The sequence below is a fragment of the Arthrobacter sp. Dra40 genome, assembly GCF_059091905.1.
In genome coordinates this window covers 1-26,998 of sequence record NZ_JBNHHB010000040.1, presented here as the reverse complement: position 1 = coordinate 26,998, position 26,998 = coordinate 1, and the positions used below count along the sequence as shown (strand labels likewise).

The window sequence follows — 26,998 nt, the reverse complement described above, 5'->3', positions numbered from 1 at the left end:
GCTAGGCGCGCACCGAGCCTGCCGCCGCCGTCGTTGGTTCACTGGCTCGGCGGCCGCGGATCAGGTCGGCGCAGCGCTCGCCGATCATCATGACGGTGAGGTTGGGGTTGACGGTCACGTGCTCGGGCATGACCGAGGCGTCCGCAACGCGCAATCCGGTGACGCCCTTGACCCGCAGCTCGGGGTCCAGCGGCGACATGGCGTCCTCCACCGGGCCCATCCGGACTGTGCCCACGGGGTGGTAGACGGTGTTGTGCGTCTTGCGGATGTAGTCCTGCAACTCCTCGTCGGTCTGCGCCTCGATGCCCGGGGACAGCTCCCGTCCGGCCCACTCGGCCATGGCCGGCTGGGCGGCGATTTCGCGGGCCTTGCGGATGCCGGCCACCATGACGCGCATGTCGTGGCCCTCGGGGTCGGTGAAGTACCGGGGGTCCACCATCGGCTTATCGCGGAAGTCGCGGCTGCGCAGCCGGACGGTGCCGCGGGAGCGGGCGTGCGTGACGTTGGGCGTGAGGCTGAAGCCGTTCTCCGTGGTGGGGTAGCCGTGCCGCAGCGTGTTCATGTCGAACGGCACGGAGCCGTAGTGCATCATCAGGTCAGGACGGTCCAGGCCCTCCTCGGTGGGGGTGAAGATGCCGATCTCCCACCACTGGGTGGATTCGGTGACCATCGGTTGCTTCGCCTCGAACTGGACCAGGCCCTCGGGGTGGTCCTGCAGGTGTTCGCCGACGCCGGGGGAGTCCACCACCACGTCGATGCCGTGCTCGGCGAGGTGCGCGGCGGGGCCGACGCCGGAGAGCATCAGCAGTTTCGGCGAGTCGATGGCGCCGGTGGAGAGCACCACCTCCTGCCGGGCGGACAGCGTGTGCGTCCGGCCGAAGGCGTTGTCCACGATCTCGACGCCGGTGCAGCGCTTGTCCGCGTCGAATACCAGCCGGCGGGCGCGCAAGCCGGTCAGCAGGGTGAAGTTTTCCCGCTCGATGATCGGGTGGATGTAGGACACAGAACTGGAGGAACGCGTGCCGTCCGCGCGCCGGTTGATCTGGAAGAAGTTGGCGCCGTTGACCACGGTGCTGCCGTCGTTGAACCGCACCCGCGGGATGCCCACCTGCTCGCAGGCGTCCAGCAGCGCGACGCCGGTCGGATCCACAGGGGGAACGTTCATCACGTGCACGGGCCCGGCGTCGCCGTGGTGCGGGGCATCGGGCCCGGCGTCCTCGTTGGTCTCCAGCCGCTGGTACAGCGGATAGGCATTCTCCGCGTTCCATCCGGTGGCGCCGTGCTTGGACTCCCATTCGTCCAGGTCCTCGCGCGGGGCCCAGAAGGCGATGCAGGAGTTGTGGCTGGAGCAGCCGCCCATCACCTTGGCACGGGAATGGCGCATGAAGGAGTTGCCGTTTTCCTGCGGCTCGATCGGGTAGTCCCAGTCGTAGCCGGATTCCAAAAGCTCCATCCAGCGGTCCAGCTGCAGCACCTCGGGCACGCCGCGGTCGTCCGGGCCGGCCTCCACCAGCGCCACGGACACGGCGGGGTCTTCGCTCAGCCGGGCGGCGACGGCGGCCCCGGCGGACCCGCCGCCGACCACGATGTAGTCAAACTCCCGGTCGGTCAGGGTCTCGATGTTGTCGGTGTGCATTCAGTTCTCCTTGACGCGGTCAGCGAACCAGCCGGTCACCTGCGGGCTGGTGTTCTGGTAGATGTGCTTGGCCTCTTGGTACTCGGCCAGTCCCGTCGGGCCGAGTTCGCGGCCGACGCCGGACTGGCCGAAGCCGCCCCATTCGGCCTGCGGGAGGTAGGGGTGGAAGTCGTTGATCCAGACGGTGCCGTGCCGCAGCCGGCCGGCAACCCGCTGGGCCTTGCCGGCGTCCTGCGTCCAGACCGCTCCGGCCAGGCCGTAGACCGTGTCGTTGGCGGTGGCCACCGCCTCGTCCTCGGTGCGGAAGGTTTCCACCGTCACCACCGGGCCGAAGGCTTCGTCGACGACCACTGACATGCCGCGTTCGACGCGGTCCAGCACGGTCGGCAGGTAGTAGAAGCCGTCGTCGTAGCCGGGACCCTCCGGGGCGGCGCCGCCGCAGCGCAGCCGCGCGCCCTCCTGCACGCCGCGCTGGACATAGGCGTCCACCTTCTCCCGGTGCGCCGCCGAGATCAGCGGCCCGGTTTCGGCGGCCTCGTCGAAGGGGCCGCCCAGGCGGATGCCTTCGGCCCGGCGGACCAGCTCGTCCACGAAGCGCTCGGCGATTGACTCCTCAACCACCAGCCGCGCGCCGGCGGAGCAGACCTGGCCCGAGTGCACGAAGGCCCCGTTCAGCGCATTGTCGACGGCGGCGTCAAAGTCGGCGTCGGCGAACACCACGTTGGGGTTCTTGCCGCCCAGTTCCAAGGCCACCTTCTTCACGGTTCCGGCCGCGGCGGCCGCCACCACCCGGCCGGTCGCCAGTCCGCCGGTGAAGGAGACCAAGTCCACGTCGGGGTGCTCCGAGAGAGGCGCGCCCACCTCAGCGCCGGGTCCGGTGACCAGATTCGCGACGCCGTCGGGCAGGCCCAGGTCCTGGAGCAGTTTCATGGTCAGGATGGCCGTGGAGGGGGTGAGCTCGGCGGGCTTGAGCACAAAGGTGCAGCCGGCCGCCAGCGCGGGCGCGATCTTCCATGCGGCCTGCAGCAGCGGGTAGTTCCAGGGCGTGATCATGCCGCAAACGCCTACCGGCTCGTGGACAATCCGGCTGACGACGGCGGGGTCCCCGGCGTCGACCATGCGGCCGGCCTGCTGCCCGGCGAGCTTGCCGAAGTAGTCGAAGCAGGCGGCGATGTCGTCCATGTCGAGGCGGCTTTCAAGAATCCGCTTGCCGGTGTCCAGCGACTCGGCGCGGGCGAACTCCTCGCGGCGCTCGCGCAGCCCGGCGGCCACCTTGAGCAGTAAGTCTCCGCGCTCGGGTGCCGGGACGGCGGCCCAGACGCCGGAGTCAAAAGCGGCGCGGGCCGCGGCGATGGCGCGTTCGGCGTCCTCCCGCCCGGCCTCGGACACGGTGGCGACCAGCTCGCCGTCGGCGGGGTTGCGGATCTCGCGCACCGCGGAGGAGGCGGCCGGCTCCCACGAGCCGTTGATGAACAAGGTGGAGGCTGTGTTGGTCATGGTGTCTCCTTCGTAAGTGCGGCGACGGGTTCGTCGACGGTGTCGTAGTCGGTGTCCCAGTCCGCCTTGGGCGGGACGTTTTCCGCGGCGGTGCTGTACGGCAGGGTGGCGCGGTGCTGGTGCAGGAACTCCAGGTGAACCTCGTAGTGGTCCAGCACGTCGGCGATGACCTCGTCCTTGCTGTACCCCATCAGGTCGTAGCCGTGGCTGCCCTCCAGCGAGAACACCTCGATCCGGTAGTACTTCCCGCCCGCGCCGGAGGAACGTGCGTAGGACGGGACGTCGTTCTGCACCGGGAAGACCTGGTACTTGAAGGTGCGTTCGCCGTCAAGCTCCACGCAGAGGTCCACGGAATCGATGCCAAAGGCTTCGACCGTGCTGGTCTTGATCGTGGCCTCGAGGCCGCGGTTTGCGAGGTCGCCGCGCACATCGGACAGCGCCGGAACCGCCACCTCGGACACGAAGCGCTGAGCCTGGCGGCGGCCCGGGTAGTTCATCGCCCGGGCCAGGCGTTGGCGCCAGCCGCGGCGGCCGTCCGCGCCGGTGGGCACGTTGGTGCGGGAGTTGAGCACGGCGTGCAGGCCGGCCTGGTAGCTGTCGGCCAGGGCGGTCTCCAGCCGCAGTGCCTTGTAGAGGCCCAGCATGATGAACACCAGCACCACCGAGAACGGCAAGCCCATGATGACGGTGGCGCTCTGCAACGTGGGCACCCCGCCCACCAGCAGCATGGCCAGGGTCAGCAGGCCGGTGGCCACGGACCAGAAGACGCGCAGCCACTTGGGCCCGTCGGAGTCCGCGTCCTTGAGGTAGGAGGTGAAGTTGCTCATCACCAGCGCACCCGAATCGGCGCTGGTGACGTAGAAGAGCAAACCGGTGAAGGTGGCGATGGCAGCGCTGAGCGGGGCCATCGGGTACTGCTCCAGCAAGCCGTAGAAGGCTCGCTCGGGCTGGCTCATGGCCACCTCGCCGAAGGCAGTGTTGCCGCCCATCACGATCTCGAGCGCGCTGTTGCCGAAGATCGAGATCCACAGCAGGATGAACGCGAACGGCACCACTAGCACGCCGACGACGAACTCGCGCAGCGTGCGTCCCCTCGAGATGCGCGCAAGGAACAGGCCCACGAAGGGTGCCCAGGCGATCCACCAGGCCCAGAAGAACAGCGTCCAGCCGTTGAGCCAGTCATCGGGCCGGTCGTAGGCGAAGGTGTCCAGCGCCATCGACGGGAACCGGGAGAGCGTGTCGCCGATGTTGGTCACGATCCCGTCCAGCAGGAAACGGGTGGATCCGGTGATCAGGACAAAGACCATCAGGGAGATGGCGAGGATGACGTTGAGTTCTGACAGGCGGCGGATGCCCTTTTCAATCCCGGTGAGCACCGAGATGGTCGCCATCACCACCGCTACGGCGATGAGCGCGATCTGAACCACCGTGTTTTCCGGGATGCCGAACTGGAAGCTCAGGCCAAAGTTCAGCTGGGCGACGCCGATGCCCAGGCTGGTCGCAATGCCGAAGATGGTGCCGAGCATGGCGGCAATATCGACGGCGTGCCCCACCGGACCGTGTATCCGCTTGCCGAGGATCGGGTAGAGCGCCGAACGGATGCTCAGCGGCAGGTTGTGCCGGAAGGCGAAGTAGCCCAGTGCCATCCCCATCAGGGCGTAGAGGCCCCAGCCGAGAATGCCGTAGTGGAACAGTGTCCAGACCAAGGCCTGCCGGGCCGCCTCGACCGTGGATCCGTCGCCCGTGGGCGGTGCCAGATACTGTGTCACCGGCTCCGCCACCGAAAAGAACATCAGGTCAATCCCGATGCCCGCGGCGAAGAGCATCGCCGTCCAGGTGAAGAGGTTGAAGGTCGGGCGGGAGTGGTCCGGCCCCAGCCGGGTCTTGCCCACCCTGGAGACCGCCACGAAGAGCACGAAGGCAAGGACCGAAACGACAATCAGCGAGTACCACCAGCCGAAGGTGGAGCCCACCCATGTCACGGCGGAACCGATGACGGCGTCCGCCGATTCCCGGTCGATGATGGCCCACAGTGCGATGCCCAGCACGCCGACTGCTGAGCCGATGAAGACGGTCTTGTTGACTCTGGTGCGCTGCTCGGGTTCGGACGGAACGTCGCCGCCGGGCAGGTCGGGGTCCTGCGCTGTGGGTCGAACGTCCCGGGCGTCCCGGGCGTCGGGCCCGGGCGTGACGGGCTTGGGCGGCGTGCTCATATCGGTCTCGTACCTCACATGGATGTTTATGCTGGTCGCGGTCTCGCTGGTTGCCACGGCCTCTCGGGGCCAACCTTCGACGCTAGCAACGGCAGGAATTAACTCAACTTCGCGCGAGTAGCACACCCAAAAAGTGGGCAACATCACGCGTTTCCTTGAGGAGTATCACCCTCGTGCCCCTTGATGCGTTCCTCGGTGGCTAGTTCAGCCGCCGGGTGCGAAAGGGGAAATTGGTGCAAATGCGGGCCTCCACAGCCGGATTTTGCGTTACCGTGAGGGCATGCCGGAGATGCCTGAAGTGCAGGGACTGGTCGATTTCCTGCGGTCGAAGCTGCTTCCGCCGGAGGCGGCTGCGGCCCGGATAGCGGACGTCGAGGTGCTGTCCTTCTCGGTGCTGAAGACCGCAGACCTCCCGCTCGAGGTTCTGGGAGCCGCCCCCGTGTCCGGAGTGGCCCGCCACGGCAAGTTCATCGCCATCACCGCCGGCGACGCGCACCTGGTGATGCACCTGGCCAAGGCCGGCTGGCTCCGCTGGTCTGATGCACTGAAACCGGGTCGACTGCGGCCGGGCAAGGGGCCCATGGCGTTGCGCGTCCGGTTCGCGGCCGACGGCGAAGCGGCGCCGGGCTTCGATCTGACCGAGGCGGGAACCAAGAAGTCGCTGGCCGTCTACGTGGTCAAGGATCTTCAGGACGTCCCGGGCATCGCCCGGCTGGGCCCTGACGCGCTCGACGTCGATGCCCCGGCTTTCACGCGGATGCTCGCCTCCCACAACGGGCAGCTTAAGGGACTGCTGCGCGATCAATCGGTCATCGCCGGCATCGGCAACGCCTACAGCGATGAAATCCTGCACGCCGCCAAGCTCTCCCCGTTCGCCAATGCCTCAAAGCTGGACCCCGAGGATGTGGAGCGGCTGTATTGGGCGATGCATCAAGTGCTCGAAGCCGCAATCGACCAGGCCTCGGGTCGTCCCGCCGCCGAGCTGAAGGACTCCAAACGCAAAGCCATGCACGTGCATGGCCGCACCGGCGAGCCCTGTCCCGTCTGTGGGGACACCGTCCGCGAAGTCTCCTTCGCCGACTCCTCGCTCCAGTACTGCCCCACCTGCCAGACCGGCGGAAAACTGCTGGCCGACCGCCGAATGTCCAAGTTCCTCAAGTAGCCGACTCGGCTCCGCGGCCTCCTCCTGCCGGACGGTAGTTTGAGGCAGACACGGACGGCTCGTGCCTGGCTCAGGCGCCGTCGTCGTAGTACTGGCTGTTCTTGCCGTACTCGGGGTCCTGTTCGGAGCGGACCATGCGGTGGTCATCGGGGTGGTCCAGGCAGGGGCTGCTGAAGGTGAGGACCACGGTGCCGGTGCCGCCGGCCACGTGGTGGGCGGCGGTGGCGCCGAGGTCGCCGTGCCGGAAGTAGAGTTTGCGCACGTCACCGGTCTGGGCGGTCGTTTCGTTTTTCTGCTCCCAGCCCTGCCCGGCGAAGTAGCCGGCCACGGCGTCCAGCGCGGCATCCGCCTGCGCGGGGTCCGGTGCTTCGCCGGTAGCGCGGCCAATCCAGGAGGTCTGCGTCTGGGGCTGTTCGTTTTCGGGACGCAGGCAGGTCTCTTCGCGCAACACGTCCACCTGCAGCGGCACGGCCGACGTCTCCGCGATGGCCTGGGGCAGCAGTTGCTCAATCTGGGCGCCGAAATCCTGCGACGCGGTCTGGTTGTCCTGCGGCACGGCGCAGCCTCCTAGGGTGGTGATGGCCAAAGCGGCGGCGAGGGGGAGCGGGGCCCGCATGGTCAGTTCTCCAGACTTTCAACCGTCACGGTCTCAAGATTGCCATAGGCGTAGTCCTCGGGATTCTGCTCCAGTGGGCTGACGATCAGCGGGCCGTGGGGGGAGAAGGTTTGGTGGATCTGGTCCTCGACGTACGGGCTGACCTCGGTGCCCTCGATAACGCCCTGGATATTGGTGGCTGACGTGGAATCCTGGCGGAAGTAGTCGGTGTGCCCGCCCATCAGGGATTCAGGATCTTCGGGCCTCAGGAAGCCGGTCTCCAGTCGGACCGGATTCATGGCGGTGGGGCTGCCGCCGCGCCAGAACGAGGGTCCGTGGTAGCCGCCGCCCAAAATCTGCGCGGCCGAGATCGGGTCGTCGCGGGTCTGCAGCCAGTAGCGGTGGGCGTCGGGGTTGGCCGTGTCCTCGGGACTGCCCACGTTGTGTCCGGTGCCGGCGGGAGCCAAGTAGACGATGCTGGTGGAGTCGAGGCCTTCGCGCTCGCCGGTGCCCAGCAGCGAGCCGCCGGCGCTGTAGCCGATGTACGTGGTGCGGGCATCGGGCCGGGTTTCCAGGTCCAGCGCATGGTCGAAGGCCGCGAGCAGGGGACCGCCGTCCTCGTTGAACGAGGTGGTGATGTTGTCGCTGATCTCATCCGGCAGGTCGGTGCCCTGCCAGTAGAAGGAGACGGTTTCCGTCGAGGGCTCGCCGTTCACTGCGTCCAGCCGGCGTGTATAGGCTTCCAGTTGGCCCAGATCCGCGCCGGTGCCCGGAACCAGGGTGGCGATGGTCCGGGTGCCCGGGCCCAGTGCGCCGTCCATGGTGACAATGCGGCCGTCGCCTTCCAAACTGAGCGTCACCACCTGCAGGTGATGTTCGACGGCGAAGTCCAGTCCCGTGCGCAGCGTCGCCAAGCGGTCGTGCGCGGCCTGCCATGCCTCCAGGTCCTCGGTGTACTGCAGGTAGGCCCGCTGATAATCCGCGCGGTGCCGGTTCCGGCCGGAGGCGAGGTAGTCATTGAGTTCTGGCTTGGCGCCGAGCTGCTCCTGCTGGCTGGCCACTGTTTCGCGGTAGCCGGCAGCGGTGATGGTGTTGGCGCGGATCCGGCCGGCGAACGGGACGCCGTTCAGGGCGCCGAACACCGCGGGGTAGAGCAGCAGCAGGCGTTCCTGGTCTCCCGGCGCCAGCCCCTTCCACGCGTCTCGGATGTTGCTGATCCCGGTTTCGGTCAGCGCGGCGTCGTTGGCCATAGCCTGAGCCATCACTGCCTCGGCGGAACCGGGCATCCGCCAGGCCGGCAGTTTGTTGTCGGCCAGCAAGGCGGCGCCTTCGGGGTTGGCCGCCGCCCAGTCGCGCAGTTCCTGGTCGGTGAGCCCGGTCAGTGAGGCCAGGTACGACTCCGGGGTCAGCGGGCCGAACCGCTCGTTCAGGCCGCTGGTGAAGCTGGCCCACGGCGGCGCGGCCGGGAGCGCGGCAGACACGGCCAGCAGCGGGGTGGCCGGCAGCGAGTCGAGGGTGCCGCCGCTGATGGCCTTGAGCGCAGCAGCGGTTTCGGCGCTCAGCGCTTGCCAGTCCGCCCGCAGCGCGGCCACCCGGCCGTTGAAGGCTTCCGCCCGGCGGAGGATGCGCGCCGCGTGGTTGTCGCCCTGCGGATCGTCGCCGCCGAGCGCGGCTGCCAGATCCGCGGCGAGTGCGGGCCGTGCCCCAGCGAGTTCTTCCGCCTCCGCCTGCAGCGGCCGGCCGGCGGCGACAAAGGCAGCCAAGGCATCGCGGGCGGCGCCCAGCGCTGCGGTCCATTCCAGCATCGGGCCGTCCAGCTCGGCCAGCGCGGCATGGACCTCCAGTTCGGTGTCCGGCTGCCGGTAGGCGTCCTTCAGCCCCGCCCACGCCGCTTGAGCATCAATCAGATAGCTGCCGGCGGAGGCGGCGCGCTGCGACATTTCCTCCACCGCATCCGACAGTTGGTCCCACGGCACCTCGAGCTCCGGGACACTGCCCAGCCTGACGGTCACGGCTGCGGCACCGGGCCGAAACCGCGGGCCGCGAGCACCGGGGCGTCGCCGGCGTTCAGGGTCTCGGCGAAGTCGGCGGCGGCAGCGGACATCTCCCCATCCGCAGCAATGAACAACTCGGCCGTCTCGGCGACCACCCGGGACTTGCCGTAAACCAGTCCGGCGATCCGCTGGCCGACGTCGCTCCGCGGCGACCAGAACCCGGCGAACGCGTCGGCCACGTCCGTGGCGCTGCCAAACAACGACGCCGCTTCCTCGCCGGCCGCTGCTGCGTCACCTGCCGCCTTGTCCAGCGACTGGCCGTCGGCGGCCACATTTACCAGAACCAGATGGAGCTGCCTGGGATTGATCCGCCAGCTGCCCATGCCGCCCCGCCTCTCGTGGTTAACCGTTCCTCGGCCACTGTTTCACGGGCCGATGCGGAACTGAATGGGGAGCACTCCCCATCGGCGAGAGAGCGCAGCTAGGTGGCAGGCGGCGACACCGCAGCCAAGACCCGGTGCAGCACGTCGCTGCGAGACCCGGCCGCGTCGACGACCTGCCAGCCCGAGGATGTTGCCATTCGCAGGTAGGCGTCGCGTGCCGCCCGGAGATAGTCCGCCGACTCGGAATCCTCACCCCGCGCGGTGATCCGGGCGTGCGCCGCCTCGGCGGGCAGATCCAGCAGCACCACGGCGTCCGCCCGGGGCAGCGCCCGGACCAGCCGGGGCAGGACGCGTCCCGGGGGCAGGCCGCGCACGTCGCGAAGCACCTGCTGGCAGTGCAGGTGCCGGTCCATCACCGTGGTGCCGCGGAACGCGGCGGCCCGGAGGTGGGCCGTCAGCACGTTGACGAGGCGCACCGTCGATTCGAACCGGTCGGCCCAGCGCGGTGCAATGTCCATGCCAAGGCGCGCGGCGGCCCGGGACAGCCAACGCCGTCCGGCCGGATTGCGCACCAACTGCGCGGCCTTGCCCGCCGCGCGCTCGGCTGCGACCAGCGAGGCCGCCGCCGTCGTTTTCCCGGCCCCGTCGATGCCAAGGACCACGACGGTTCTCCGCGCGCGCCGCCGTGGGGCGCGTCCGCTTTTGGTGGGCAAGGTTTCCTGCTCTCGTCTGATGGTCTCCTCTGGGGACAACGAACGCCGGGCCGGGATCAATACCCGGTCGGGCTGTGACTTAGCTAAAGAAATGCCGAGGGGCTACCGGTCCCGACGCATGATTGACTGGAAAGATCAGCACCCAGCCACTGAAAAGGACCATTCCATGCCCGACGCCGGCCAGCAGCCCTTCCGCCTCGGCTTCCTCGCCTTCGTTGAGCATGCGGGAATCGGCGGCGGCCGGTCCCGCGGCTTGGACGAGGGGCTGGAGTTGTTCGAGCTGGCCGAAGAGCTGGGGTACGACGTCGGCTATGTCCGGCACCGCCACCTGGAACACTATCTCTCGGCCCCGCTGCCGTTCCTGGCGGCGGCCGCGCAGCGGACCAGCAGCATCCGGGTGGGCACATCGGTGACGCCGATCCGTTTTGAGGATCCGGTCCGGCTGGCCGAGGAGGCCGGCACGGTGGATCTGTTGACCGGCGGCCGGCTGGAACTGGGGTTGAGCTCCGGATACTCCAACAACGAGGCGACGTTTGCGCAGGCCTACGGCTCAATCGAGGGAAGCCTCCGCGCCGTGGTCGACGAGCGCGTCCAGCGGTTCCTTCACGCGGTGGAAGGCCGGACGGTGGCGGTCGCCGACGAGCAGGTTCCGTTCGCCAAGGCCGGCACCGACCTGCCGGTTCAGCCGGTCAGCCCCGGGCTGCGCGGCCGGATCGCCTACGGTGCCGGATCGCTGGCCAGCGCCGAACGCACCGGGCGGCAGGGGCTGGGCCTGCAGCTCTCGACCCTCAACACCGAGGCCAGCGCGCTCAGCTTTGAGGAAGCCCAGTTGGCGTGCATCGAGGCCTACCGGGCGGAACATGACAAGGTGGCCGGCTGGCCGTCGCATGCGTCGGTGAGCCGGCAGATCGCGCCCTACACCAACGCGCAGGAACAGGCGGAACTGCAGTGGTTGCTGGACCGCGACGCGCAGCGCCAGGGCGGCAACCCGGACCTGCCGTTCCAGTTCGGCCGGGTGGCCGCCGGTTCCGCAGAGCAGATTGCCGCCGCGCTCGCCGGCGACGTGGCGCTGAAGGCCGCGGATGAACTGGTGATCGCGCTGCCCTTCGATTATCCGGCCAGCGTGGTGCGGCGCATCCTGACCGCCGCAGCCCGGGACATCGCGCCGGCGCTCGGCTGGCGGCCCGCGGTCCGGGAAGCACTGGGTCAGAAATCACTGGGCCAGGAAGCATAGGAGCACGACGACGACGGGTGAGCACCGCCGTCGTCGTCCTCTTTAACAGCCAAGGGGGACCCATATGCTGGATCCCAGACGTGAAGGACCGGGAGGGTGAGATGTCAGAGACGGCGGTGGCCGAGGTAATGGCCGAACTGGCCACGCTAGAGGATTCGAAGGTGCGCGAGGCGAACGAGAAGCGCGGCGACGACCACGGCGTGAACCTGTCCAAGCTGCGCGCGGTCGCGAAGCGGCTGAAGACCCAGCAGGATCTGGCGCGCGAACTGTGGGCAACGGGCGATACGGCGGCGCGGCTGCTGGCGCTGTTGATCTGCCGGCCGAAGGCCTTCGAGCGCGAGGATCTGGATGCCATGCTGCGCGAGTCGCGTGCTCCCAAGGTGCATGACTGGCTGGTGAACTACGTGGTCAAGAAGAGCCCGCACGCCGAAGACCTGCGCGTGGCCTGGTCCGCTGATCCGGATCCGGTGGTTGCCAGTGCCGGCTGGGCGCTGACCACCGAACGTGTGGCGAAGAAGCCCGAGGGGCTGGATTTGCCGGGGCTGTTGGACACCGTGGAAGCGGAGATGAAGGACGCTCCGGACCGGCTGCAGTGGGCGATGAACCACACCCTCGCCCAGATCGGGATCGAGCACGCCGAGTACCGCGCCCGCGCACTCGACATCGGCGAACGCCTGGAGGTGCTGAAGGACTATCCGACGCCGCCGAACTGCACCTCCCCGTTCGCACCCATCTGGATCAACGAAATGGTGAGCCGGCAGGCGAAGGTCTGAGCCCGGCAGCGACGCCGTTGCGGAAGCCCGCACCGGAATCGCTGCCGCACTAGCGAGTCCCTAGATGGCTAGGTGGGGGTATTCCGGCGATCGGTGCTGGAACGCGAGGACTGCAGGGTTCGCAATGACGCCGTCGCGGATTTCGATGGCCCGGCTGATGGTGGCATCGGCGTCCCAGCTGGCGGTTCCACTCATGACCGTGCGCAGGAACGGGATCAGCGCGTTGCTGATTTCCCAGGTTGCTGAATTCCATAGGTACGAGGGCGTGTGGTCCACGGCGTAGTAGCTCACATGGTTACCAACCTCGAACGTGGGTTCCGCGAAGGTCGTCATTTTGGCCCAGCTGAAGCCCATCCCTTCATCGCAGGACACGTCCACAATCAGGCTGCCCGGCCGGAATCCGTCCAAGTCCGCTTCGTTCAGGTAGATCAGCGGGTTGTTCGGGTCCTGCAGCGTGCAATTGACCACGATGTCGCGTTCAGCGAGGAACGGGGCCAGCGGCACTCGTCCCTGATCGGTGATGACGTGGCTGAGATGCGGGGCAGTATCGTCGTGGTCGAACTGAGTGATCCGCACGGAGTGGATCGGTGACCCCACGGCGGCCACTGCGCGGTTTGTCAGGACCTGGACGTCGTGGACGCCGTGCGCGTTCAGGGCCGTTACCGCTCCCCGAGCCGTGGCACCGAAGCCGATGACGACGGCGCTGAGCGGCCGACCGTAGTCTCCGGTGGATCCTGCCAGTTCCAGCGCATGCAACACCGAGCAGTAACCGGCCATCTCGTTGTTTTTGTGGAAAACGTGGAGCGCGAATCCGCCGTCCGAAGCCCAATGGTTCATGGCTTCGAAGGCGATCAGGGTCAGCCGCTTGTCGATGGCCAGTTGGGTGATGGCACGGTCCTGGACACAATGCGGCCAGCCCCAAAGAGTCTGGCCGTCACGGAACTCGGCAAGGTCTTCCGGCTGCGGTTTCGGCAGCAGCACCACGTCCGATGCTTCGATGAGCTCCTGGCGCGGTGCGATCCGTCCCACGTGCTGTTCAAGTTGTGCATCGGAAACGCCGAAACGTTCACCGTAGCCTTGTTCAAGAATCATCCGCTCTCGAAGGTCGGCGTCGAGGCGCTCGATGTGCGCAGGATGGAGGGCCAACCTGCGCTCATCGGTTTTGCGCGTCGTCGACAAGGCTCCGAGCGATAGCAGGGTCAAGAGCCTCAGCGCTTCTTAATGGAGGCCAGAGGCTCGGAGGCTGCGGCGCCGGCGGCCTTCGCCTTCTTGTCGCTGCGTTTTTCCTTGATGGACTTACCCGATTTTTTGGATGCGGTCTGTCGGGGAGATTTGTCGGCCATGAGTGCCTCCTCAGCGTCAGCAAAGAATGCCGCGCTTTAACGGGAGCACAGATTTGCTCCGTACCCCTGACCATACGGCATAGCGCAGCCGCCAGTGCCCTCCTGGCGCCGGGGTGGTGCGCGGGAAAGCGGGGGAGGGGAACTCCATTGCGGGGGTCTGCTGTTGGTGCCAGTGTTGGGTGCATGGCGGTGGAAGTCAGGGCAGCTGAGGTCTTCGAAGACGTGAAGGCAGTCCTCGGGCCGAAACGTGCCGACGCGAATGTCTGTTGGTGCCTGAGCTATCGCCTCCCGTCGAAGGACAATGTGGCCCTGCGCGGCACGGATCGCGGCGACCTGGTGCAGCGCTTGTGCCGGCAGGATCCGCCGCCCGGAGTGCTCGCCTACGAAGGTGACGAGGTGGTCGGCTGGGCCGCGGTGCACCCTCGGGCCGACACCACCTTTGCCACCAGCCGGAAAATTCCGCAGGTGGACGACGCCGACGTATGGTCGGTGTGGTGCATCCGGGTGCGGCCCGGGCACCGCGGCCAGGGCATCTCGCACCAACTGCTGGCCGGCGCGGTCGAGTTCGCGCGCGGCTACGGCGCCCCGGCCATCGAGGGCTACCCGGTGGACAACCACGGCGAAAAGGTCGATCTCACCATGGCTTACGTGGGCACGCGGAGACTTTTCGAACGGGCCGGCTTCAGCAAAGCGGCGGACACGGACTCGGTGCTGAACGGGTTCCCCCGCGTCCTCATGCGGCTGGACCTGCGCTGACCGCCGGACTCTCACGGCCCCAACTTTCGGTGCTCTTGCCCAAGGTTCGAAAGGCATCCGGGCCTCGCGCCGACGTCGTTAGGTCAGCTGCAGATCCGTGATGCAGGTGGCTCCGTCGTCGTTCGTGGAAAAGTCCGCGGTGCCGGTGCGTCCGTCGTAGCTGATCTGGATGGTGCCCTGGATATCGTCGGGTACCCAGAAGCCGGCGAACCCGTTGCTAAAGGTTTCCGTCTGCTCGTCAACCAGGGTCTCGCCGGTGGCGTCGTCGGTGATCTTGACGCTGACGGTCTCATCGCCCAGTTCGCCGAGGCAGGTGGTCAGGCTGTGGTAAAAGCACTCATGAGTCTGCTTGAGATACGGGGCGACCGACAGGTAGGAACGGCCCTCGGGCAGTTCAAGCGAGAGCTCGCTAGCTCCGTCGCCGAGCAGCAGCTCGTCTTGGCGGACCGAAGCCATCAGGTCGGCGGGCCGTTCAGCCACGTCCAGCCGGTCGAGGCGGTCGATGATGCCGGGCGCGTCCAAGCCGTCGAGCTGGTGTTCGGCAAGCAATCCGGGGTCGGTGGCTGTGGCCTCCGTGCCTGCCGGGGCACAGGCGGTGAGCAAGAAGGACAGGGATACGGCGGCAAGGGCGGGTCGTTTCATGATGACTTCAGTCGATCGCATTCGGTGGCTACACGCAAAAGAGGGCGACGACGGTGCGTGCGCACCGCCGTCGTCCTCCTGATCTGCCGATTAGTGCTGCGGCTGGCGGGCCGGCAGCAGCGGGGCGAAGAACTGCGCCAGTTCGGCCGTGGCCGTCAGCGGCAGGACGTTCGCCACGTACTGGTCGGGGCGGACCACCACGATGGCGCCGTCGCGGGAGATGCTCCGGGCCTCAAAGATGTCCTCGTCCTTGGCCGTACCGAAGACCTTCTCCAGGTTGGTGAGCTGGAACGGGCCAACCTGCGGCTTGAACACGGCGGGCACGGCGTTGATGTCGACGTCCTCGTGGTTCTGCTGGTAGATCACCTTCGCATCGAACCAAGCGTCCAGGTCAGCGCCCTCCGGGGTGGCCGCCAGCGGCGAATCCTGCGCTGTGGCCAGCCACTCGCCCAGTTCCGCAACGGCCGCGGACTCGCCGGCCTTGGCCTGGTCGGCGAAAACGTAGATGCGCCAGCGGCCGTCGGCCTCGGCGAGGTGGCCCAGGTGCAGCGGGTTGGTGTCGCAGACGCGGGAGACCTTGGCGGACTTGAAGCGCTTGCCGACCGGGAAGCCGGCGGCCAGGTTCTGATGCTTGGCCTCGGCCGTAAGCAGCGAGGAGGTGTACTCGGTCATGAAGCCGGCCGGGAACTCCGCGGTGCGCACGTAGAAGTCCTCCAGCTCCGACGGATCGGCGAACTCCTCGGGCTTCTTCGCCATCATCGTCGACCATTCCTTGTCGAAGTCGATGAGGTCCTTCGCCACCACCTGGCGCTCGGCGGAGTAGGTGGAGAGCAGGCTCTCCGGGCTGCGGCCCTCCAGCACGTGCCCCAGCTTCCAGGCGATGTTGAAGCCGTCCTGCATGGAGACGTTCATGCCCTGGCCGGCCTTGGCGCTGTGCGTGTGGCAGGCGTCGCCGGTGATGAAGACGCGCGGCGTGCGGGTGCCGACGTCCTCGGGCAGCAGGTCGTCGAACCGGTCGGTGAGGCGGTGGCCCACCTCGTACACGCTGTGCCAGGCGACGCTGCGCACGTCCACGGTGTACGGGGTCATGATCTCGTTGGCCTTGGCGATGATCTGCTCGATGCTGGTCTGGCGGATCTTGCCGTTGTCGTCGTCGGGGACCACGCCGAGGTCCACGTACATGCGGAACAGGTAGCCGCCTTCGCGCGGGATCAGCAGGATGGAGCCGCCGTCGTGCGACTGGATGGCGCACTTCGTGCGGATATCCGGGAAATCGGTGTTGGCCAGCACATCCATGACGCCCCAGGCGTGGTTGGCGCTGTCGCCGGCCAGGGTGCTGCCGATCGAAGCGCGGACCTTGCTCCGGGCGCCGTCGCAGCCCACCACGTACTTGGCGTGGACGACGCGTTCGGTGCCTTCATCCGGTCCGGCGCTGCGGACCAGCGTTACTTTCACCGGGTAGTCGCCCTCGTCGGCGACCTCAAGGGCCTTGAATTCCCAGCCGTAGTCGGGCGTCAGGCGGGTGGGGGAGTTGGCTGCGACCTCGGCGAAGTAGTCCAGCACGCGGGCCTGGTTGACAATCAGGTGCGGGAACTCGCTGATGCCCATCTCGTCGTCGACGGCACGGCCGCCGCGGACGATGTTCCGGGGGTTCTCCGTGTCCGGGCGCCAGAAGTTCATCTCGGTGAGCCAGAAGGCCTCGGCAGTGATCTGCTCGGCGAAGCCAAAGGCCTGGAAGGTCTCCACGCTGCGGGCCTGGATGCCGTCGGCCTGGCCGAGCACCAGGCGGCCGTCGCGGCGTTCCACCAGACGGGTCGTGATGTTCGGGAACTGCGCGAGTTGGGCCGCCGCGAGCATGCCGGCAGGTCCGGAGCCCACGATGAGCACGTCGACCTCGTCGGGAAGCTCCTCGGGGCGGTCGATGCCGACGCCGGCTGCGGGCTTGACGCGCGGGTCGCCTGATACGTAACCGTGGTGGTGGAACTGCACGGGATGTCCTCACTTCGTTGGGCCGTTTGCGGCCGGCCTGTGTTCTATATTTGAACACCGGGTTCGATAACTGAATAACCGGTCGGTTTAGTCACTGTACAAGAAACATGATGCAGCTAACAAGTAATGCGGGTAACAGGGCGTGATCCAATGAGGGCCCACGAGAGCCCTCAGGGGCCCGCTCCTGAGTGATGCCGATGGCGTGGCTCCGGTCACGAAAGCTGAAACCGCGCGCGGTTGAACGTAGACTCCGGCCAATTGGGACTTCGGGCCGCCCAACGTCTGTGCGCCTTCGGAGTCCGCTACCCGCCGCTGAAAGGAACCGTATCCCTTGACCATTCCCTATTTCGACGCCGGTGCCGTGCGGTCCGCTGTTCCGTTCAGCCGGGCGGTGCGCGCCATGGAAGAGGGCCTGCTGTCCGGCGTTGACCCGGAACTCGACAGCCCGCGGCTGTTCAGCCCCGCGCCGGACGGGGAATTCCTGATCATGCCCACCGAGGGCGGCGGCCGCTATAGCGGCGTGAAGGTGGCGACGATCGCGCCGAAGAACCCGGCCCGCGGGCTGGAGAAAATTCAGGGCGTCTACGTCTTGTTCGACGCCGAGACACTGGCCCCGTTGGCCACGATGGACGGCGCGGAACTCACGGCCATCCGCACGCCGGCCACCACCTTGGCCGCGGTGAAGAACATCGCCGCCGCGGCGCCGGCCGACGAAGGTTTCGGGGATGCTCCGCAGTTGCTGGTCTTTGGCGCCGGCGTGCAGGCGCTGAACCACATCCGCGCCGCCCGGTCCGTGTTCGCGAACGCCAGCTTTGCCGTCGTCGGCCAGCGTCCGCAACGGGTGGCGGAACTGATGGCCACGCTGGCCGCGGAAGGGATCGAGGTGGCCGACGCAACCGGTGAGCCGGACGCGGCGGTGGCGGGCGCCGACGTCGTACTCTGCGTGACGTCCTCGCCGGAGCCGCTGTTCGACGGGGCGCTGCCCCAGGACGGGGCGATCATCGCGTCCGTGGGGCAGCACGGCCTGGACGCGCGCGAGGTGGACGCGGCGCTGGTGCTGCGCAGCGACGTTGTGGTGGAAGGCCGCGCGTCCTCGTGGCGGGAGAGCGGGGACCTGATCCCGGCCCGCAGCGTGGAGGAGTGGCGGCGGATCCAGCCGCCCAACCTGCGCGACCTGATGGAAGGCAAGCTGGTCCGGCGGCCGCGCACCTGCTGCCTCTACACCGGCGTGGGCATGGCCTGGGAAGATCTGGTCACGGCCGCCGTGGTGTACGAAGAGGGCCGGCCGGGGCAGTAGGGCTCGTCGCCTGGGCGTGCGGTGCGGGCGGCCCCGCCGGCGTTGCTACACGGCCACTTTCTTGGCCGCCCGGCCGTGCACCAGGTAATACAGCGGGATGCAGGCGACCATCAGCCCGCCCAGCCAGGCGTACATGCCGTTGAAGCCGGTCAGTGGCACCAGCAGGCCCAGCAGCACGGGGCCCAGGCCGGTGCCGATGTCCAGCATCAGGTAGTACGTGGCCAGCGCCGTGCCGAACCTGCGCTCCGGAACCAACCCGACGGTGATGGCCTGGGTCCCGGGAAGCAGGGTGCCGAAGCCCAGCCCGCTCAGCACCGCGGAGGCAAGGACCACCCAGACGGCCGGCCCGAGCCCCAGCAGCGCCAGCCCGGCGGCGAACAGCGCCATGGCCGGGTAGATCACCACGTTCTCGCCCCGGCGGTCCTGGATCCTTCCGGCGGTCAGGCGCGACACCAGCACGGCGGCGGCAAACACCCCGAAGAACAGGGCGGCCGCATCCGTGGCGCCGGCCGCGTCCGCATACGAGGCCAGGAAGGAGAGCACGCCGGAGTAGGCCAGTCCGGCTACAAGCAGCACCGTGGTGATCGGCAGGACCGCCGGCTCGAAGACCTTGGCCAGCAGGCTGCCGGGCCTCCGTTGCAGCTTCGCTGGGCGGCTGCTTAGGTCCCGTTGATGGACGACGGCGGTGGGCACCGACGGCGCCTCGGGCAGCCGCAGGATGAGGCTCACCAGCATCGCGGCCACGGAACAGGCCGCACAGAAGAGGAAGACGCGGTAGTAATTCCCGTCGACCACCAGCAGCACCGCCATCAGCGGGCCGATGGCGGTGGCCAGCGTGGTGGAGACCGCGAAATAGCCGGTGCCTTCACTGCGCCGGATCGGCGGGATCAGTGCCTGCGCACCCGCCGTCACCGCCGTGTTGGCCAACCCGAACGCCACACCGTGGACCAGTCGCAGTGCCAGCAGCAACGGCAGCGAACCTGCCGGAATGTACAAGAGGGAAGCCGCCACGAACGCGGCCAGGCTGATCAGCAGGATCCGCCGCCGGCCCACGTTGTCAATCAGCGGCCCGGCGAAAAACCGCGAGACCAGCGCCCCGACGATGAAGGCGCTGGAGGCGAAACCGGCCCCGGCTTCGGACGCCAGGAACCGCTGCGCCGCATAGAGCGCCATGGACGTCATCAGCAGGTAGAACACCAAGTAGATGAACAGGTTGGTGCCGATCGCCAGCACAAAGTTCCTGCTCCACAGCTTTTCCTGCACGCGGTCGGCCTCCATGCCTGCTGATCCCGGACAACGTTGCCGTGGCGGACGCCGCGGTTGGACCGGCCCATCCGATTATGCCGTTGGATGGCCACCGGTGGTGAGGCATGAAGCGCAGGTGGGCGCCGTCGTCGTCCTCAGCGAAGTGGATGTCGCCGTTCGGAGGCCTGTACAGCGGTCAGGCTGGCCACGGTGAACGCCGCCGCCAAGGCGAGGACCAAGAGCAGGGGAGCCGTCCAGCCGCCGGTCACGGTGTGCAACCACCCGGCCACCGGCGGGGCGCAGGTTGCGGCCAGATAGCCGCCCGTCTGGATGCGGGCGGAAGCGGTTGCAGCCTCCTGGTCGGTGCGTGAAACGCGGGGTATGACGGAGAAGATCGCCGTGAATCCGCCGCCCTGGGCGACGCCGCCCGTGATGGACCACAGGAGGTAAGCGTCGGGAGCAAGGAGGAGGCCGATGGGCAGCGATATCCACAACACGGCAACACCCGTGGTCGGCACCCAGAGCCGGGTGCGCGCCGCCAGGAGCGGCACTCCGAGCGCGCCGACAATCGCGGCGACCTGGAACAGGGAAGCGCTGGCTCCGGAAGCCGTGGGGGACAGGCCCCGAACGTCGGAGAGCAGCAGCGGCAACCAGGTGGTGGTCGCGTAGTAGGCCGCGGACTGCCCGCAGAACGCGACCGTCAGCACGGCCACGATCCACTGGTTGCTGCGGCCCCGGAAAGCCTTCGATGGGTCGGCAGTTGTGTTGTGCGGTCCGTCGGTGCCGCGGCCGCCGGCCGCGGTTGTGCGGGCGGACGGCTTGCCGGACGCGGCCCTACGGTCGGGCAGCAGTGCATGGCGCCGCCGTCGCGCCGTCGGCAGCCAATAGGCCAAGCCAATGATCACTACCACTGCCCAGGCCGCCAGCGCCCACCGCCACCCGACCAGCGCGGCGAGCGGCGCGGTGCCCAACAGGGCTGCCATGGACCCGACGTTCATCACGGCCGAGTACACACCGGTGACTGCGGACACCCGGTTCCACGCCACATCGCGGCGGATCAGCACCGGCACCACGATGTTGCCCAGGGTCAGCGCGACGCCGATGATCGCCGTGCCGGCGAACATCGCGGAAACCGGGCCCAGGGAACGGATCACCGTTCCGGCCAGGACACCGCCCAGGCACAGCAGCACGGTGGCTTCGGGACCCCAACGCCGGATGGTGCGGGTGGCCAACGGGGTGGTCAACGCAAAGAGCAACACCGGAAGACCGGTGAGCAAGCCCGCTCCGGCTGCCGTCAGACCGAGGTCTGCCTGGATCTCGCCCAAAACGACGGTCGGCGCGATGATCGGGGCACGCAGGCTCACGGCGAGCATGGCAATGCCCAGGACCACCCACGGCAACGACGGCCGGGCGGCGAATACGCGGTCCGTCGCCGTCTCCTTTTACTAGGTCTCAGGTGGGCCGGAATCCGGCAGCCACCCCAGCCACCCTAACCGAATCGGTCTCCGCTCAGCCTGCGCCGGTCATCAGGTGGGCGCCGGCTCTAGCCCAGATAGTTCTGCCTCAGGTCCGCGCCCACGGCCTGCGCCGCGGGCGCGAGGACCTTGAGGACCGGGGCGGCGCGGAACCCTTCGGTAGGGACGACGACGGCGATGGACGCCACGGCGTGTCCGTAGGGCCCCATGATCGGGACGGCGACGACGGTGGCGTCCGGGTGGATGTAGCCGCGGGTCACGGCGTGGCCTTCGCGGCGGACCTTGGCCAGGACCGGCCGGAGGTCGGCGCTGCTGGGGTGCGGCTCGACCGAGTACCGCGGGCGCGGCAGTCCGAGGACCTCTTCCTGCCGTTCGGGCGGGGCACCGGCAACGAGGACCAGGCCGCTGGACGTGGCGTACCACGGGAGGCGGCCGCCCACCTTGGTGAAATTGACGACCGACTCGGGGGCGGACAGCCGCTCTAGGTAAAGGATCTCGCCGCCTTGGAGGATGCCGAGCTGGGCGTGCTGCTTCAACCGATCGCGGACTCGCTCAAGGTGCGGCAGCGCGATTTCACGAACGCCAACGACGCCCGGGGCGCGGACCGCCAGCTCCCAGAGCCGGACACCGAGGATGACTTCCCGGCCGCGGCGCTCCAAGAGCCCGAGGCCGATCAGTTCGGTGACGATGCCATGGGCGGTGGCCATCGGCAGGCCGGTTCGGGCGGCAATCTGGGTCAGCGTCAGCTCATTGCTGTAGGGATCGAAGGCTTCCAGGACCTCGACTGCACGGGAAATGGCGGACCTGCCGCCGGAAGACCTGGCCACGTCACCAACCACTGCTTATTCGCATGATACGAATTCTAGGCATGTTCTGTTGTGATCCGCACCATACTTTCGGGAGACCCGGGCGATGGCCGGGCCGACTGACCGAAAGGCGGATCATGACGATCGCACCGACTGCCTCCGCGCAGACCTTGCCGGAGGCCGACTGGCTGGACCCGGCCGAACTGGCTTGCGACCCGTACCCCAGCTATGCCCGGCTGCGGGAGGAGTCGCCGGTGGCGTGGTCTCCGGCCGTGAAGAAGGTCCTGATCTCCAGCTATGAGGGCTGCAGCTTCGGCGAGCGGCATCCGGAGATTTTTTCCTCCAACGTCTCCGGCGGCACCATGGTCCGGGCGATGGGCGGGCAGCCGATGATCCGCAAGGACGACCCGGAGCATGCAGCGGAGCGGGCACCGATGAACCGCACGCTGCGACCCAAGCAGATCATGGAGATCTGGGCCGGGAAGTTTGAGGCGAACGCCCGCCACTACCTGGACCGACTGCTGGACGCCGGCACACGTAAAGCCGACTTGAACCTCGACTTCGCCAAGCCGCTTGCCGCCAAGAACCTGTGCGACATGCTCGGCATGACCAGCGTCGAGCCGCTGGACCTGGCCCGCTGGTCCCGTGACTTCATCGCTGGCACCGGCAACGTGCTGGACAAACAGGAGATCTGGGACCGCTGCGAGGTCTCCCGGTTGGAGTGCGACGCTGCGCTGGACGAGACGATCGCCCGGCTGCGCCGTAAGCCGGACGCGTCCATCACCTCGATGCTGCTGGAATCCGGAATGGACGAGGACAAGGTCCGCAACAACGTGAAGCTGGCAATCTCCGGCGGCGTGAACGAACCGCAGCACATGATCACCAACCTGGTCTGGCTGCTGGACCGCTCGCCCCGGGCAAAAGGCCGAACTGCTGGCCGACCCCGGATTGTGGAAGCAGGCCTTCACCGAGGGCACGCGTTATTTCTCGCCGATCGGCATGATCACCCGGGAGACGGTTTCCGACGTCGTTGTTTGCGGTGTTGCCATTCCCGCCGGGACGCAGGTGGGGATGATCCTGGCCTCCGCGAACCGCGACGCGCAGCAGTTCGCCGATCCGGACGCGTTTGATATCCACCGTAGCGGCGGACCCAACCTGGCTTTCGGCAGCGGCGTGCACCAGTGCGCCGGCAAATGGGCCGCTCAGAAGGCGGTCGGCGAGATCGCCGTCCCGATGCTCTACCGGGAACTGCCGGAGCTCCGCCAGGAACCGGACCGAAGCGAGACCTGGGACGGTTGGGTCTTCCGCGGCATGACCGGTCTTCCGGTCGCCTGGTAGTCCAGCGGCCGCACCATCTCCATCCACTAATCAGAAAGACGATGATGTCTACGAACACACAGCCAACCTTGGCCCCCGGCTCCGCCATCGTGCGCGAACGGCGCCGCGTGATCTTCTCCAGCTATCTGGGCACCACCATCGAGTTCTACGACTTCCTGCTCTACGCCACCGCCTCCGCCGTCGTCTTCGGACCGGTGTTCTTCGCCGGGTTGGACCCGTGGGCCGGCGTGGTCGCCGCCTACGGAACATTCGCGGCCGGTTACGTGGCGCGGCCGCTGGGCGGCATCATTTTCGGCCACTTCGGGGACCGGGTGGGCCGAAAGAAACTGCTGGTCATCTCCATGATGCTGATGGGCCTGGCCTCGACCGCGATCGGTCTGGTTCCCACGCCAGAACTGATCGGGCCTTGGGCCGCCGTGATGTTGGTGGCCCTGCGCGTGCTGCAGGGCATTGCCGTGGGCGGGGAGTGGGGCGGCGCGGCACTGATGGCGCTCGAACATGCGGATCCCAGGGCACGCGGGTTCGCGGCATCGTTCACCAACGCCGGAGCGCCGACCGGATCGGTGCTGGGCCTGCTGATGATGAGCGCATTCTCGGCTCTGCCGCAAGAGCAGTTCCTGAGCTGGGGCTGGCGCGTGCCGTTCCTGCTGTCCTTCGTGCTGCTGCTGCTCGGGCTGTATGTGCGCTCGCGGGTGTCGGAGAGCCCGGTCTTCCAGCAGGCGCTGGAGCGTGACGCTGCCGAACGCGCTGCCGCTCCGAAGACCAGGCGCACCATTCCGTTGCTGCAGGTGCTGCGCCGGCCAGGTTTGCTGGTGACGGTGATCCTCGCCGCGACGTCCGCCTTTGCCCTGCAGACGTTGCTGTCCACGTTCTCCATCACCTACACCGTCTCGCTCGGAGTGCCGCGCTCCGACGTCATGCTCGCTTTCGCCGGCGCCGGCGTGATCAGTATCGGCACCACGCTGCTGATGGGCCGGATTTCCGATCGGGTGGGCCGCAAGCCGCTGATGATCGCCGGCAACATCTTGTTCATCGCGGTCACCCCGGCGGTCTTCGCGCTGCTCTCCACCGGAAACATGGGCTCGATTTTCCTGGCGTTCACGCTCGGTATAGTGACGCAGACGGTGCTGTACGGTCCGATGGCGGCATTCATCGCCGAACGTTTCGGCACGTCCTCGCGGTACACCGGCGCTTCCGTCGGCTACCAGGTCGCCACGCTGCTGGGTGCCGGCTTCACCCCACTGGTACTGGCCAACCTCTATGGCGGCAGCGGTGCGTCGCTGACGCCGGTGATCGTCTACCTGTCGATCGTTGCCGCCGTCAGCCTCGTCACCGTGATCTTCATGCCCGAATCCAAAGACCGCAGCCTGGGCGACGAACGCGGCCGGGAATCCGGGAAGGGAACGACGGCGGTGGGTGCCATGTCCGGTACGGGCGGGTTTGGCGGGGACGCGGCCGGCAAAACCGGGGAGGAGGTGCGCTGAGATGGCCAAGGTCAGTTTCCACCACGGCGACGGCGCCGTGGACATCGTCGACGTCGACGCCGGCACATCGGTGATGCGGGCGGCGGTCACCAACGGCGTGGCGGGGATAGTCGGCGAATGCGGCGGCCAGGCGATGTGCGCCACCTGCCACGTCTACGTCCGCGAGGAGTATCTGGACGGGCTGCCTCAGATCGGCGAGGACGAGGAAGAGATGCTGGACTGTACAGCCGCCCCGCGGGACGATTCCCGCAGCCGCCTGGGCTGCCAGTTGAAGGCCGTCGACGACTTCACTGAAATCGAGGTGGACCTACCGGCGGAGCAGAGCTGACCGGTTGGCCTCCGGCCGGTTCGGGGACGGCTTCGCGGCGGGTTTGGGGAGGGCGACGCATCGTCATTCCCGAATCCGCCGGCTGATCCTAGAGTTGCGGCACGCAGGCGCCGGTGCCCAGCAGCGCCAGGCCGGCGCGGTCGCCGTCGGCCAACCTGGTGACATTGTTGGAATCTCCATACATCAGTTGACTCGGATCATCGACGTGAGCCAAGCCGAGCACGTGTCCGAGTTCGTGGATGATGACGGCCCGCACGAGCTCCGGCCCTTCCGGATACTTGAGGGCGTCCGACATTCCCGGCGCGTCCAATGCAATCTGTCCGGCGACCAGTACGTACGGCGTGCCCGGTGCGTTTGCATATGAACTTCCGCCCAGCCCGCCGACGTCGCCGGCAAGTCCCGGCACTTCGCCCGGGTCCGCCCAAGTGACCAAGACAGGCGCCCACTTCTTGCCGTAGCGATCAGGCTGGAAACGCTCGCGCGCTTTCGGTGCGAAGGCCTCATCTGTTGGACCGTCGTAGATGAACTGGAGTCCGCTGGCGGCAGAGACTTCGGCGATGGCTTCCCGAACGAGCGCGTCCGAACCCGGCGGAGCGTTGTCCGGGCGCACCACGTAATGAATAGGGCGGCACGGATCATAGGCAACAAATGGCTGGTTGGACCCGGACGGCGTCGGATACAGCACGAAGGACTGTGAATTGGGCGCGGTCGGCGGCTCACCCAGCGGGCTGTCGGCAGCTTCTACTCCGCGAGGCGGAATCTCGGCGCCAGGAAGGTAGGGGGCAACGGCTGGCATTATGTGCCGATTGAATACCGGCGGCGCTGCGTAGAGGGCCACAACCAAGACCAGTGCCGCAGCGGCCGGTAGGTGGCGCCGGAACCGGCGCTCGCCGCGAGGCCGCGTGACCCCGCGGCGGAAGACCGCCCGCCGATGAGGTCTTGCTGCTGACAGGGAGCTCGGCGGCGGGCCCGGCTCTGTCGCTGCTTCGTCCAATGCCCATTGCGGTGTCCGTCCGCTTGGAGAACGCCGGACCCTTGCTCGTGCACCCCCGCCAGGCACAGGCGGCTTATCCGCACCGTTTCCGCCATCTAACTGCTGCATTTGTTCCCCAAGTGTTCCCTGTACCGCGATCCTTTCCAGGACATCAAGGGCGGTACAGAAGATCCTACGTAATGCGTCCGCGGACTCGTGCCATTGCCGGCACTAAGACATGAATGGCTCCATGCTTCATGGTGGTTAAGGGAAACCTCATGCGGGGCGCCTGCTTGCCATGGGGAAATGATCAGCGCGGTGCTGGCCCGGGGCAGAACACCCTCCGCCCGATGGTAAAGTCGGGGCAAGTATGCTTTCCGTCCGCAGTGCTGCGCGGAACGCCGTCGAAGCGCCTTGGGCGTGTCGGCCAACTAAGACTTTCAGTGCCGGCAACTCCGGCGTAGGGCGTCGTAGCCCGCAAATAAATAGCACCACAGAGATCGGAACACATGAACGCCAAGACACTGCAGACTCCTCCCAAACTCGCCAAGGGCGCCTTGCGCATTGTTCCGCTGGGCGGACTGGGCGAGATCGGCCGGAACATGACGGTGTTCGAGTTCGGCGGCAAACTGCTGATTCTGGACTGCGGCGTGCTGTTCCCGGAAGAGCACCACCCGGGCGTGGACCTGATCCTGCCCGACTTCTCCTACATCCGCAGCCGCATCAACGACGTGGTCGGCATTGTTTTGACCCACGGGCACGAGGACCACATTGGCGGAGTGCCCTACCTGCTGAAGGAACGGCCGGACATCCCCGTGATCTCCGCGAAGCTGACGCTGGCGTTCGTGAAGACGAAGCTGCAGGAACACCGGATCAGCGCCAAGATGGTGCAGGTCAAGGAGGGCGACCGGAAGAAGTTCGGCCCGTTCGACCTGGAGTTCCTGGCCGTGAACCACTCCATCCCGGACGGACTGGCCGTTGCCATCCGCACCGGGGCCGGCCTGGTGCTGGCCACCGGCGACTTTAAGATGGACCAGTTCCCGCTGGACCGCCGGATCACCGACCTGGCCGGGTTCGCGCGGCTGGGCGACGAGGGCGTGGACCTGTTCCTGCCGGATTCCA

The 26,998-nt window shown here is 67.6% G+C and carries 24 protein-coding genes; 9 read left to right on the top strand and 15 right to left on the bottom strand.

Annotated elements, in window-relative coordinates:
- Position 1: 1 nt before the first annotated feature.
- Genes AC5RWT_RS17010 through betT form a run of 3 tightly spaced genes read right to left on the bottom strand, consistent with a single transcriptional unit; the run spans position 2 to position 5,346 of the window.
- The gene (locus AC5RWT_RS17010) at positions 2 to 1,636 is read right to left on the bottom strand and encodes a GMC family oxidoreductase (RefSeq protein WP_494081172.1); all 1,635 of its coding nucleotides are present in this window, start codon (positions 1,634 to 1,636) and stop codon (positions 2 to 4) included.
- A complete protein-coding gene (locus AC5RWT_RS17005) occupies positions 1,637 to 3,133 on the bottom strand; it encodes an aldehyde dehydrogenase family protein (RefSeq protein WP_494081171.1) in 1,497 nt (498 codons plus the stop codon).
- Complete coding sequence (gene betT / locus AC5RWT_RS17000) at positions 3,130 to 5,346, bottom strand: choline BCCT transporter BetT (RefSeq protein ID WP_494081170.1); 2,217 nt, start codon at positions 5,344 to 5,346, stop codon at positions 3,130 to 3,132. The genes AC5RWT_RS17005 and betT overlap by 4 nt, the downstream gene beginning before the upstream one ends.
- A 280-nt stretch (positions 5,347 to 5,626) precedes the next feature.
- Here betT and AC5RWT_RS16995 point away from each other — a divergent pair, with 280 nt between their 5' ends.
- The gene (locus AC5RWT_RS16995; RefSeq protein WP_494081169.1) at positions 5,627 to 6,508 is read left to right on the top strand and encodes a DNA-formamidopyrimidine glycosylase family protein; all 882 of its coding nucleotides are present in this window, start codon (positions 5,627 to 5,629) and stop codon (positions 6,506 to 6,508) included.
- Positions 6,509 to 6,578: 70 nt separating this feature from the next.
- Here AC5RWT_RS16995 and AC5RWT_RS16990 read toward each other — a convergent pair whose 3' ends face one another.
- The 4 genes from AC5RWT_RS16990 to AC5RWT_RS16975 form a co-directional block, all read right to left on the bottom strand.
- Entirely contained in the window at positions 6,579 to 7,124 is a 546-nt protein-coding gene (locus tag AC5RWT_RS16990; RefSeq protein WP_494081168.1) for a hypothetical protein, read from the bottom strand.
- Positions 7,125 to 7,126: 2 nt separating this feature from the next.
- Positions 7,127 to 9,115: an alpha/beta hydrolase gene (locus tag AC5RWT_RS16985; protein ID WP_494081167.1), complete on the bottom strand. Its 1,989-nt coding sequence runs from the start codon at positions 9,113 to 9,115 to the stop codon at positions 7,127 to 7,129.
- Positions 9,112 to 9,480, bottom strand: a complete 369-nt coding sequence (locus AC5RWT_RS16980) for a DUF6507 family protein (RefSeq protein WP_494081166.1) — start codon at positions 9,478 to 9,480, stop codon at positions 9,112 to 9,114. The genes AC5RWT_RS16985 and AC5RWT_RS16980 overlap by 4 nt, the downstream gene beginning before the upstream one ends.
- Before the next feature lie 98 nt (positions 9,481 to 9,578).
- The gene (locus tag AC5RWT_RS16975; protein ID WP_494081165.1) at positions 9,579 to 10,142 is read right to left on the bottom strand and encodes a dTMP kinase; all 564 of its coding nucleotides are present in this window, start codon (positions 10,140 to 10,142) and stop codon (positions 9,579 to 9,581) included.
- A gap of 217 nt (positions 10,143 to 10,359) precedes the next feature.
- Here AC5RWT_RS16975 and AC5RWT_RS16970 point away from each other — a divergent pair, with 217 nt between their 5' ends.
- Positions 10,360 to 11,427: an LLM class flavin-dependent oxidoreductase gene (locus tag AC5RWT_RS16970; RefSeq protein WP_494081164.1), complete on the top strand. Its 1,068-nt coding sequence runs from the start codon at positions 10,360 to 10,362 to the stop codon at positions 11,425 to 11,427.
- Between the two features lie 101 nt (positions 11,428 to 11,528).
- Positions 11,529 to 12,200, top strand: coding sequence for a DNA alkylation repair protein (locus tag AC5RWT_RS16965; RefSeq protein WP_494081163.1), 672 nt, complete (start codon positions 11,529 to 11,531; stop codon positions 12,198 to 12,200).
- A gap of 60 nt (positions 12,201 to 12,260) precedes the next feature.
- Here the strand turns inward: AC5RWT_RS16965 and AC5RWT_RS16960 are convergent, their stop codons facing one another.
- Together AC5RWT_RS16960 and AC5RWT_RS16955 are read right to left on the bottom strand one after the other, a co-directional pair.
- Positions 12,261 to 13,403, bottom strand: a complete 1,143-nt coding sequence (locus AC5RWT_RS16960) for a N(5)-(carboxyethyl)ornithine synthase (protein ID WP_494081162.1) — start codon at positions 13,401 to 13,403, stop codon at positions 12,261 to 12,263.
- A gap of 5 nt (positions 13,404 to 13,408) precedes the next feature.
- Positions 13,409 to 13,543 (bottom strand): hypothetical protein, encoded by a 135-nt coding sequence (locus AC5RWT_RS16955; RefSeq protein WP_494045184.1) that lies wholly within the window; start codon positions 13,541 to 13,543, stop codon positions 13,409 to 13,411.
- A gap of 183 nt (positions 13,544 to 13,726) precedes the next feature.
- Here AC5RWT_RS16955 and AC5RWT_RS16950 point away from each other — a divergent pair, with 183 nt between their 5' ends.
- Entirely contained in the window at positions 13,727 to 14,299 is a 573-nt protein-coding gene (locus tag AC5RWT_RS16950) for a GNAT family N-acetyltransferase (protein ID WP_494081161.1), read from the top strand.
- A 78-nt stretch (positions 14,300 to 14,377) separates the two neighbouring features.
- Here the strand turns inward: AC5RWT_RS16950 and AC5RWT_RS16945 are convergent, their stop codons facing one another.
- Together AC5RWT_RS16945 and AC5RWT_RS16940 are read right to left on the bottom strand one after the other, a co-directional pair.
- Positions 14,378 to 14,941, bottom strand: a complete 564-nt coding sequence (locus AC5RWT_RS16945) for a CueP family metal-binding protein (protein ID WP_494081160.1) — start codon at positions 14,939 to 14,941, stop codon at positions 14,378 to 14,380.
- A 90-nt stretch (positions 14,942 to 15,031) separates the two neighbouring features.
- The gene (locus AC5RWT_RS16940) at positions 15,032 to 16,930 is read right to left on the bottom strand and encodes an FAD-binding monooxygenase (protein WP_494081159.1); all 1,899 of its coding nucleotides are present in this window, start codon (positions 16,928 to 16,930) and stop codon (positions 15,032 to 15,034) included.
- A 331-nt stretch (positions 16,931 to 17,261) separates the two neighbouring features.
- On the opposite strand from AC5RWT_RS16940, the gene AC5RWT_RS16935 reads away from it, so the two are divergent.
- Positions 17,262 to 18,227, top strand: coding sequence for an ornithine cyclodeaminase family protein (locus AC5RWT_RS16935; protein ID WP_494045180.1), 966 nt, complete (start codon positions 17,262 to 17,264; stop codon positions 18,225 to 18,227).
- Positions 18,228 to 18,272: 45 nt separating this feature from the next.
- Here the strand turns inward: AC5RWT_RS16935 and AC5RWT_RS16930 are convergent, their stop codons facing one another.
- The 3 genes from AC5RWT_RS16930 to AC5RWT_RS16920 form a co-directional block, all read right to left on the bottom strand.
- The gene (locus AC5RWT_RS16930) at positions 18,273 to 19,505 is read right to left on the bottom strand and encodes an MFS transporter (protein WP_494081158.1); all 1,233 of its coding nucleotides are present in this window, start codon (positions 19,503 to 19,505) and stop codon (positions 18,273 to 18,275) included.
- A gap of 122 nt (positions 19,506 to 19,627) precedes the next feature.
- Positions 19,628 to 20,845 carry an MFS transporter gene (locus tag AC5RWT_RS16925; protein WP_494081157.1) on the bottom strand — a complete coding sequence of 406 codons (1,218 nt, stop codon included), beginning with the start codon at positions 20,843 to 20,845 and terminating at the stop codon, positions 19,628 to 19,630.
- A 170-nt stretch (positions 20,846 to 21,015) separates the two neighbouring features.
- Entirely contained in the window at positions 21,016 to 21,774 is a 759-nt protein-coding gene (locus AC5RWT_RS16920; RefSeq protein ID WP_494081156.1) for an IclR family transcriptional regulator, read from the bottom strand.
- A gap of 978 nt (positions 21,775 to 22,752) precedes the next feature.
- Here AC5RWT_RS16920 and AC5RWT_RS16915 point away from each other — a divergent pair.
- From AC5RWT_RS16915 to AC5RWT_RS16905, 3 genes are read left to right on the top strand one after another with little or no spacing between them, the layout of a single operon-like run.
- Complete coding sequence (locus AC5RWT_RS16915) at positions 22,753 to 23,091, top strand: cytochrome P450 (protein WP_494081155.1); 339 nt, start codon at positions 22,753 to 22,755, stop codon at positions 23,089 to 23,091.
- A 44-nt stretch (positions 23,092 to 23,135) separates the two neighbouring features.
- The gene (locus AC5RWT_RS16910; RefSeq protein WP_494081154.1) at positions 23,136 to 24,575 is read left to right on the top strand and encodes an MFS transporter; all 1,440 of its coding nucleotides are present in this window, start codon (positions 23,136 to 23,138) and stop codon (positions 24,573 to 24,575) included.
- 1 nt (position 24,576) lies between these two features.
- The gene (locus tag AC5RWT_RS16905; protein WP_494081153.1) at positions 24,577 to 24,903 is read left to right on the top strand and encodes a 2Fe-2S iron-sulfur cluster-binding protein; all 327 of its coding nucleotides are present in this window, start codon (positions 24,577 to 24,579) and stop codon (positions 24,901 to 24,903) included.
- An 88-nt stretch (positions 24,904 to 24,991) separates the two neighbouring features.
- On the opposite strand, the gene AC5RWT_RS16900 is transcribed toward AC5RWT_RS16905, so the two are convergent.
- The gene (locus tag AC5RWT_RS16900) at positions 24,992 to 25,513 is read right to left on the bottom strand and encodes a matrixin family metalloprotease (RefSeq protein WP_494081152.1); all 522 of its coding nucleotides are present in this window, start codon (positions 25,511 to 25,513) and stop codon (positions 24,992 to 24,994) included.
- Between the two features lie 872 nt (positions 25,514 to 26,385).
- Here AC5RWT_RS16900 and AC5RWT_RS16895 point away from each other — a divergent pair.
- Positions 26,386 to 26,998 (top strand): MBL fold metallo-hydrolase (locus AC5RWT_RS16895; protein WP_494081151.1); only part of this gene is annotated, 613 nt, incomplete at its 3' end.

Bases quoted from the DNA above. Each gene is read 5' to 3' on its own strand.
- AC5RWT_RS17010 (WP_494081172.1), bottom strand. From the start codon at position 1,636: ATGCACACCGACAACATCGAGACCCTGACCGACCGGGAGTTTGACTAC.
- AC5RWT_RS17005 (WP_494081171.1), bottom strand. From the start codon at position 3,133: ATGACCAACACAGCCTCCACCTTGTTCATCAACGGCTCGTGGGAGCCG.
- betT (WP_494081170.1), bottom strand. From the start codon at position 5,346: ATGAGCACGCCGCCCAAGCCCGTCACGCCCGGGCCCGACGCCCGGGAC.
- AC5RWT_RS16995 (WP_494081169.1), top strand. From the start codon at position 5,627: ATGCCGGAGATGCCTGAAGTGCAGGGACTGGTCGATTTCCTGCGGTCG.
- AC5RWT_RS16990 (WP_494081168.1), bottom strand. From the start codon at position 7,124: ATGCGGGCCCCGCTCCCCCTCGCCGCCGCTTTGGCCATCACCACCCTA.
- AC5RWT_RS16980 (WP_494081166.1), bottom strand. From the start codon at position 9,480: ATGGGCAGCTGGCGGATCAATCCCAGGCAGCTCCATCTGGTTCTGGTA.
- AC5RWT_RS16970 (WP_494081164.1), top strand. From the start codon at position 10,360: ATGCCCGACGCCGGCCAGCAGCCCTTCCGCCTCGGCTTCCTCGCCTTC.
- AC5RWT_RS16965 (WP_494081163.1), top strand. From the start codon at position 11,529: ATGTCAGAGACGGCGGTGGCCGAGGTAATGGCCGAACTGGCCACGCTA.
- AC5RWT_RS16955 (WP_494045184.1), bottom strand. From the start codon at position 13,543: ATGGCCGACAAATCTCCCCGACAGACCGCATCCAAAAAATCGGGTAAG.
- AC5RWT_RS16950 (WP_494081161.1), top strand. From the start codon at position 13,727: ATGGCGGTGGAAGTCAGGGCAGCTGAGGTCTTCGAAGACGTGAAGGCA.
- AC5RWT_RS16945 (WP_494081160.1), bottom strand. From the start codon at position 14,941: ATGAAACGACCCGCCCTTGCCGCCGTATCCCTGTCCTTCTTGCTCACC.
- AC5RWT_RS16930 (WP_494081158.1), bottom strand. From the start codon at position 19,505: ATGGAGGCCGACCGCGTGCAGGAAAAGCTGTGGAGCAGGAACTTTGTG.
- AC5RWT_RS16925 (WP_494081157.1), bottom strand. From the start codon at position 20,845: ATGCTCGCCGTGAGCCTGCGTGCCCCGATCATCGCGCCGACCGTCGTT.
- AC5RWT_RS16915 (WP_494081155.1), top strand. From the start codon at position 22,753: ATGATCACCCGGGAGACGGTTTCCGACGTCGTTGTTTGCGGTGTTGCC.
- AC5RWT_RS16910 (WP_494081154.1), top strand. From the start codon at position 23,136: ATGTCTACGAACACACAGCCAACCTTGGCCCCCGGCTCCGCCATCGTG.
- AC5RWT_RS16905 (WP_494081153.1), top strand. From the start codon at position 24,577: ATGGCCAAGGTCAGTTTCCACCACGGCGACGGCGCCGTGGACATCGTC.